Source organism: Methylobacterium sp. CCH5-D2, assembly GCF_001556475.1.
In the GTDB taxonomy this organism is placed as follows: domain Bacteria; phylum Pseudomonadota; class Alphaproteobacteria; order Rhizobiales; family Beijerinckiaceae; genus Methylobacterium; species Methylobacterium hispanicum.
Window position 1 is genome coordinate 1 of record NZ_LSIX01000012.1, and the last position, 7124, is coordinate 7124.

Sequence of the window (7124 nt, forward strand, 5' to 3'; positions counted from 1 at the left end):
CGGCCGTCCCAGGGCTGGCTCGGCCGGGTGATCGACGCGCTCGGGCGCCCGGTCGATGGGCTCGGGCCGCTGCCGCAGGGGCCCGAGATCTACCCCTTGCGGGCCGACCCGCCCCCGGCCCACGCGCGGCGCCGGGTCGGCACGCCGCTCGATCTCGGCGTGCGCTGCATCAACACGTTCCTCACCATGTGCGCCGGCCAGCGCATGGGCATCTTCGCCGGCTCGGGCGTGGGCAAGTCGGTGCTGCTCTCGATGCTCGCCCGCTACACCGCCGCGGACGTGGCGGTGATCGGCCTCGTCGGCGAGCGCGGCCGCGAGGTGCAGGAGTTCCTGCAGGACGACCTGGGTGCGGCGGGCCTTGCCCGCTCGGTCGTGGTGGTGGCGACCTCCGACGAGCCGGCCCTGATGCGCCGCAACGCCGCCTACGTCACCCTCTCGGTGGCCGAGCACTTCCGCGACCAGGGCGCGCGGGTGCTCTGCATGATCGACTCGATCACCCGCTTCGCCATGGCCCAGCGCGACATCGGGCTCGCCGCCGGCGAGCCGCCGACCGCCAAGGGCTACACGCCGACCGTGTTCAGCGAGTTGCCGCGCCTGCTCGAGCGGGCCGGGCCCGGGGTGGGGGAGGGGACCATCTCGGCGCTGTTCACGGTGCTGGTCGAGGGCGACGACCACAACGAGCCGGTGGCGGACGCGGTGCGCGGCATCCTCGACGGGCACATCGTGATGGAGCGCGCCATTGCCGAGCGCGGGCGCTACCCGGCGATCAACGTGCTGCGCTCGGTCTCGCGCACCATGCCGCGCTCCTGCGACCCAGCCTTCCTCCCCGTGGTGCGCCGGGCGCGGCGGGTGCTGGCCACCTACAGCGACATGGAGGAGCTGATCCGCCTCGGCGCCTACCGCGCCGGCTCCTCGGCCGAGGTCGACGAGGCGGTGGCGCTGATGCCGGATATCGAGGCTTTTCTGGGACAGGGTAAGGAAGAAGCAACGTCCATCGGTGAAGGTTACGCACGTCTCGCCCAGATCGTGGGGGCGGGGTGAGAGGCGCGTTCCGGGATGACCGGTTGGGGCCTCCGTCGAAGCGTGGAGTGAGCGTCCCCCCATGAAATCGCGTGACACGCTGATCCGCCTGCGCCGCTTCCAGGTCGATGAGAAGCGCCGCCGTGTGACGCAGATCGAGATGATGATGGCCGACTTCCTGCGCATGGCCCAGGAGCTCGACCGGGAGATCGCCCAGGAGGAGGCCCGTGCCGGCATCTCCGACACCGCCCACTTCGCCTACCCGACCTATGCCCGCGCCGCCGCCGGCCGCCGGGACAACATGCGCCAGTCGGCCGCCGCGCTGGAGGACCAGCTCGCCGAGGCCAAGGCCGAGCTCGGCGAGGCCTTCGAGGACCTGAAGAAGGTCGAGATCCTGGACGACCGCGAGCGCTCCGCCGAGCGCGCCGCCGAGGCCGCCCGCGAGCAGGCCGCGATGGACGGCATCGGCCTCGGACGCGCCCGCGCCTGAGGCTGGCCGCGAAGTCCCGTACGGGGCCGGGTGGCCGGCTCCGCCTCGCCGTCGCGCATCGCTGCGCTGCATCGCCGGGGTCCGTGCCCCGCGATGCGGCGTTTTTCCGTTCGTTGGGCCGGCGTCGCCGGGAGCCCCACGCCCAGGGGCTGCCGCAGGCGGCGCGGGGTCAGGGTCGAGTCCGCAAGGCCCCGGTGCCGACCGGAACGACCTCCGGCCTCGGGTCCCGAGTCCGTCCGCCGAACTCGGCCCTTCGACTGGGCTTAGCCCGGCAGGCGTGCGGTGTCCGGCGCGAGCAGGCGCCGCGCCTTGAGGTTCAGGGCCGGCTTCTCGATCAGCTGCCAGGACAGGGCTGCCGGCCCGATCACCAGGAGGGCGCTCGCGAGGGCCTGGACCAGCGGATGCGCGCCGGGCGTCGGCCCGAGCACGACCTGCTGGATCGGGTAGGCGTAGATACGGCGAGCGCCGCGATCCGGCGCAGCGCACCGGAATTGTTCGCTCTGTCGCTCATCGGGCCATTCCCAGGATGCCGGCCGGCTCGGCCGATCGGAGGTCGGCGGCCCGGCCCGCGCCGGAACCCGTGTCCGCCGTCGCGTCCGCGCCGGCGGCCGGATCCGCGCGCGCGCCGTCGGCGGCGCCGAGCAGGAACCAGAGCAGGGCGGCGGTCTTGATCGAGAAGGGCGAGTCGCTGATGACGAGCAGCAGGCAGATGTAGGCCGCCACCGCGCAGCGCAGCCGCCACGCATCCGCGTTGCCGGCGGGCATCAGCACGAAGAGCAGCCAAGCCGCCAGCCCGCCCACGAGCCCGATCTGGAGCAGCACGTAGGCGTAGCCCGCGTCCGAGACGAAGACCTTCTCGGCGCTGATCCCCAGCACGCCTTCGAGCGGCAGCGCGGTGACGATCTCGGCCGCGACCAGCAGGCGCCCGACGAAGTTGTTGCTCCGGTCCGAGGCCGTGCTCTCGAAGCCGCAGACCGCGAGCGCCAGCAGGATGGCGCAGGGCAGGGCGAACCAGAGCAGGCGCGGCAGCCGGTGTGCGGCCAGGAGCGCGGCGGCGATCGCCACGCAGACGACGGCGCCGAAGCGCGCGTCCGCCAGGATGATGGTGAGGGCCGCGCAGGCGAAGAGCCAGCCCCGGCCCCGCATCCCCGGCCGGTAGAGGCCCCAGGCGAACAGGATCGCGCCGAAATTGCCCGCCGAGACCGGTTCGAGGAACACCGAGGAGACCCGGTGCGGCCCGAGGAAGGGCAGGATCGTGCGCGCATCCGGCCGCACGCCGCTCACGAAGAGCGAGCCGGTGAGGCCGTTGATCTCGGCGGCCGACATGCTGCCGCGGGCGATGTAGTAGCGCACGATGTTGAAGAACTGCTCGTAGAGCGGCAGCGCCGCGTACTCGAACAGGCCCATCGCCACCACGATGAGGCCGGCGGCGAGCGCCGCGCGGTCCGCGTCGCGGATGTCGGGCGCGCGCAGGCCGAGATTGTAGAAGGCGACCGGGATGAGCAGGTCGCGGATCATCTTCGGATCGGTCGAGCCCCGCAGCACCAGGAGCAGGATCGCGTAGGCGGCGAGCACCGCGATCACCAGCCAGGGGCCCGCGCGCGCGTCGAGCGCGAAGGCCAGCGCCAGCATCACGATGCAGGCCTCGGCGCCGGCGACGGTGCCGCCCGTGACCGGCAGGCCCATCGTGTTCAGGAAGCAGAGCCCGGCATTGAAGAGGAGCGCGCCCATCAGCGCGCACAGGGCTGCGCCGGACTGGTAGGGCGCGCGCCCGTCCACGGCGCTCACGCCGGCCTCACCGCCACGGCGGCGCCCCGGGGCACCGCGCGGCGCGCGAGCGGCGCGCGCCCCGGCTGGACCGCGACGATCCCGATGAGGCCCGCGCGGCGGAAGCCGCCGGTCCCGTCCAGGATCTCGATCAGTCGCGCCAGGCGGCCGCGCGTGGTCCGGCCCGGGGCGATCACGAGGACGATCGCGTCCGAGGTCTCGGGGATCGCGAGCCAGCTCTCGCCGTCGGTGACGTCGCGCTCCGTCACGATCAGCTCCGGCCGCGCGGCCGGAGCTGATCGTGACGGAGCGCGACGTCACCGACGGCGAGAGCTGGCTCGCGATCCCCGAGACCTCGGACGCGATCGTCCTCGTGATCGCCCCGGGCCGGACCACGCGCGGCCGCCTGGCGCGACTGATCGAGATCCTGGACGGGACCGGCGGCTTCCGCCGCGCGGGCCTCATCGGGATCGTCGCGGTCCAGCCGGGGCGCGCGCCGCTCGCGCGCCGCGCGGTGCCCCGGGGCGCCGCCGTGGCGGTGAGGCCGGCGTGAGCGCCGTGGACGGGCGCGCGCCCTACCAGTCCGGCGCAGCCCTGTGCGCGCTGATGGGCGCGCTCCTCTTCAATGCCGGGCTCTGCTTCCTGAACACGATGGGCCTGCCGGTCACGGGCGGCACCGTCGCCGGCGCCGAGGCCTGCATCGTGATGCTGGCGCTGGCCTTCGCGCTCGACGCGCGCGCGGGCCCCTGGCTGGTGATCGCGGTGCTCGCCGCCTACGCGATCCTGCTCCTGGTGCTGCGGGGCTCGACCGATCCGAAGATGATCCGCGACCTGCTCATCCCGGTCGCCTTCTACAATCTCGGCCTGCGCGCGCCCGACATCCGCGACGCGGACCGCGCGGCGCTCGCCGCCGGCCTCATCGTGGTGGCGATGGGCCTGTTCGAGTACGCGGCGCTGCCGCTCTACGAGCAGTTCTTCAACATCGTGCGCTACTACATCGCCCGCGGCAGCATGTCGGCCGCCGAGATCAACGGCCTCACCGGCTCGCTCTTCGTGAGCGGCGTGCGGCCGGATGCGCGCACGATCCTGCCCTTCCTCGGGCCGCACCGGGTCTCCTCGGTGTTCCTCGAACCGGTCTCGGCGGGCAATTTCGGCGCGATCCTGTTCGCCTGGGGCCTCTACCGGCCGGGGATGCGGGGCCGGGGCTGGCTCTTCGCCTGCGCGGCCCTCACCATCATCCTGGCGGACGCGCGCTTCGGCGCCGTCGTCTGCGTGGCGATCGCCGCCGCGCTCCTGGCCGCACACCGGCTGCCGCGCCTGCTCTGGTTCGCCCTGCCCTGCGCCATCCTGCTGGCGCTCGCGGTCTGCGGCTTCGAGAGCACGGCCTCGGACCGGAGCAACAACTTCGTCGGGCGCCTGCTGGTCGCGGCCGAGATCGTCACCGCGCTGCCGCTCGAAGGCGTGCTGGGGATCAGCGCCGAGAAGGTCTTCGTCTCGGACGCGGGCTACGCCTACGTGCTGCTCCAGATCGGGCTCGTGGGCGGGCTGGCGGCTTGGCTGCTCTTCGTGCTGATGCCCGCCGGCAACGCGGATGCGTGGCGGCTGCGCTGCGCGGTGGCGGCCTACATCTGCCTGCTGCTCGTCATCAGCGACTCGCCCTTCTCGATCAAGACCGCCGCCCTGCTCTGGTTCCTGCTCGGCGCCGCCGACGGCGCGCGCGCGGATCCGGCCGCCGGCGCGGACGCGACGGCGGACACGGGTTCCGGCGCGGGCCGGGCCGCCGACCTCCGATCGGCCGAGCCGGCCGGCATCCTGGGAATGGCCCGATGAGCGACAGAGCGAACAATTCCGGTGCGCTGCGCCGGATCGCGGCGCTCGCCGTATCTACGCCTACCCGATCCAGCAGGTCGTGCTCGGGCCGACGCCCGGCGCGCATCCGCTGGTCCAGGCCCTCGCGAGCGCCCTCCTGGTGATCGGGCCGGCAGCCCTGTCCTGGCAGCTGATCGAGAAGCCGGCCCTGAACCTCAAGGCGCGGCGCCTGCTCGCGCCGGACACCGCACGCCTGCCGGGCTAAGCCCAGTCGAAGGGCCGAGTTCGGCGGACGGACTCGGGACCCGAGGCCGGAGGTCGTTCCGGTCGGCACCGGGGCCTTGCGGACTCGACCCTGACCCCGCGCCGCCTGCGGCAGCCCCTGGGCGTGGGGCTCCCGGCGACGCCGGCCCAACGAACGGAAAAACGCCGCATCGCGGGGCACGGACCCCGGCGATGCAGCGCAGCGATGCGCGACGGCGAGGCGGAGCCGGCCACCCGGCCCCGTACGGGACTTCGCGGCCAGCCTCAGGCGCGGGCGCGTCCGAGGCCGATGCCGTCCATCGCGGCCTGCTCGCGGGCGGCCTCGGCGGCGCGCTCGGCGGAGCGCTCGCGGTCGTCCAGGATCTCGACCTTCTTCAGGTCCTCGAAGGCCTCGCCGAGCTCGGCCTTGGCCTCGGCGAGCTGGTCCTCCAGCGCGGCGGCCGACTGGCGCATGTTGTCCCGGCGGCCGGCGGCGGCGCGGGCATAGGTCGGGTAGGCGAAGTGGGCGGTGTCGGAGATGCCGGCACGGGCCTCCTCCTGGGCGATCTCCCGGTCGAGCTCCTGGGCCATGCGCAGGAAGTCGGCCATCATCATCTCGATCTGCGTCACACGGCGGCGCTTCTCATCGACCTGGAAGCGGCGCAGGCGGATCAGCGTGTCACGCGATTTCATGGGGGGACGCTCACTCCACGCTTCGACGGAGGCCCCAACCGGTCATCCCGGAACGCGCCTCTCACCCCGCCCCCACGATCTGGGCGAGACGTGCGTAACCTTCACCGATGGACGTTGCTTCTTCCTTACCCTGTCCCAGAAAAGCCTCGATATCCGGCATCAGCGCCACCGCCTCGTCGACCTCGGCCGAGGAGCCGGCGCGGTAGGCGCCGAGGCGGATCAGCTCCTCCATGTCGCTGTAGGTGGCCAGCACCCGCCGCGCCCGGCGCACCACGGGGAGGAAGGCTGGGTCGCAGGAGCGCGGCATGGTGCGCGAGACCGAGCGCAGCACGTTGATCGCCGGGTAGCGCCCGCGCTCGGCAATGGCGCGCTCCATCACGATGTGCCCGTCGAGGATGCCGCGCACCGCGTCCGCCACCGGCTCGTTGTGGTCGTCGCCCTCGACCAGCACCGTGAACAGCGCCGAGATGGTCCCCTCCCCCACCCCGGGCCCGGCCCGCTCGAGCAGGCGCGGCAACTCGCTGAACACGGTCGGCGTGTAGCCCTTGGCGGTCGGCGGCTCGCCGGCGGCGAGCCCGATGTCGCGCTGGGCCATGGCGAAGCGGGTGATCGAGTCGATCATGCAGAGCACCCGCGCGCCCTGGTCGCGGAAGTGCTCGGCCACCGAGAGGGTGACGTAGGCGGCGTTGCGGCGCATCAGGGCCGGCTCGTCGGAGGTCGCCACCACCACGACCGAGCGGGCAAGGCCCGCCGCACCCAGGTCGTCCTGCAGGAACTCCTGCACCTCGCGGCCGCGCTCGCCGACGAGGCCGATCACCGCCACGTCCGCGGCGGTGTAGCGGGCGAGCATCGAGAGCAGCACCGACTTGCCCACGCCCGAGCCGGCGAAGATGCCCATGCGCTGGCCGGCGCACATGGTGAGGAACGTGTTGATGCAGCGCACGCCGAGATCGAGCGGCGTGCCGACCCGGCGCCGCGCGTGGGCCGGGGGCGGGTCGGCCCGCAAGGGGTAGATCTCGGGCCCCTGCGGCAGCGGCCCGAGCCCATCGACCGGGCGCCCGAGCGCGTCGATCACCCGGCCGAGCCAGCCCTGGGACGGCCG

General features: G+C 73.5%; 10 protein-coding genes. 5 read left to right on the top strand and 5 right to left on the bottom strand.

All coding sequences use genetic code 11. The features are described 5' to 3' along the window. Positions 1-1041, top strand: a 1041-nt coding sequence (gene fliI, locus AX737_RS00270; RefSeq protein WP_066918071.1) for a flagellar protein export ATPase FliI, incomplete at its 5' end; no start/stop codon positions are given. Between the two features lie 61 nt (positions 1042-1102). Continuing rightward, the gene (gene fliJ, locus AX737_RS00265; protein ID WP_066918072.1) at positions 1103-1510 is read left to right on the top strand and encodes a flagellar export protein FliJ; all 408 of its coding nucleotides are present in this window, start codon (positions 1103-1105) and stop codon (positions 1508-1510) included. A gap of 263 nt (positions 1511-1773) precedes the next feature. Here fliJ (AX737_RS00265) and AX737_RS32765 read toward each other — a convergent pair whose 3' ends face one another. From AX737_RS32765 to AX737_RS00255, 3 genes are all read right to left on the bottom strand, one after another. Beyond that, a complete protein-coding gene (locus AX737_RS32765; RefSeq protein WP_156453431.1) occupies positions 1774-1938 on the bottom strand; it encodes a hypothetical protein in 165 nt (54 codons plus the stop codon). Between the two features lie 79 nt (positions 1939-2017). Then, complete coding sequence (locus tag AX737_RS00260; protein ID WP_066918073.1) at positions 2018-3298, bottom strand: hypothetical protein; 1281 nt, start codon at positions 3296-3298, stop codon at positions 2018-2020. Next, the gene (locus tag AX737_RS00255) at positions 3295-3546 is read right to left on the bottom strand and encodes a hypothetical protein (RefSeq protein ID WP_066918075.1); all 252 of its coding nucleotides are present in this window, start codon (positions 3544-3546) and stop codon (positions 3295-3297) included. The genes AX737_RS00260 and AX737_RS00255 overlap by 4 nt, the downstream gene beginning before the upstream one ends. Before the next feature lie 32 nt (positions 3547-3578). Here AX737_RS00255 and AX737_RS00250 point away from each other — a divergent pair, with 32 nt between their 5' ends. From AX737_RS00250 to AX737_RS32760, 3 genes are all read left to right on the top strand, one after another. Next, positions 3579-3830, top strand: a complete 252-nt coding sequence (locus AX737_RS00250) for a hypothetical protein (RefSeq protein ID WP_066918075.1) — start codon at positions 3579-3581, stop codon at positions 3828-3830. Then, complete coding sequence (locus AX737_RS00245) at positions 3827-5107, top strand: hypothetical protein (RefSeq protein ID WP_066918073.1); 1281 nt, start codon at positions 3827-3829, stop codon at positions 5105-5107. Before AX737_RS00250 ends, AX737_RS00245 begins: the two co-directional genes overlap by 4 nt. A 79-nt stretch (positions 5108-5186) precedes the next feature. Continuing rightward, positions 5187-5351 carry a hypothetical protein gene (locus AX737_RS32760; RefSeq protein WP_156453431.1) on the top strand — a complete coding sequence of 55 codons (165 nt, stop codon included), beginning with the start codon at positions 5187-5189 and terminating at the stop codon, positions 5349-5351. A 263-nt stretch (positions 5352-5614) separates the two neighbouring features. Here the strand turns inward: AX737_RS32760 and fliJ (AX737_RS00240) are convergent, their stop codons facing one another. Further along, positions 5615-6022 (bottom strand): flagellar export protein FliJ, encoded by a 408-nt coding sequence (fliJ, locus tag AX737_RS00240; RefSeq protein WP_066918072.1) that lies wholly within the window; start codon positions 6020-6022, stop codon positions 5615-5617. Between the two features lie 61 nt (positions 6023-6083). Next, positions 6084-7124: flagellar protein export ATPase FliI (gene fliI, locus AX737_RS00235; protein WP_066918071.1), on the bottom strand; the 1041-nt coding region annotated here is incomplete at its 5' end.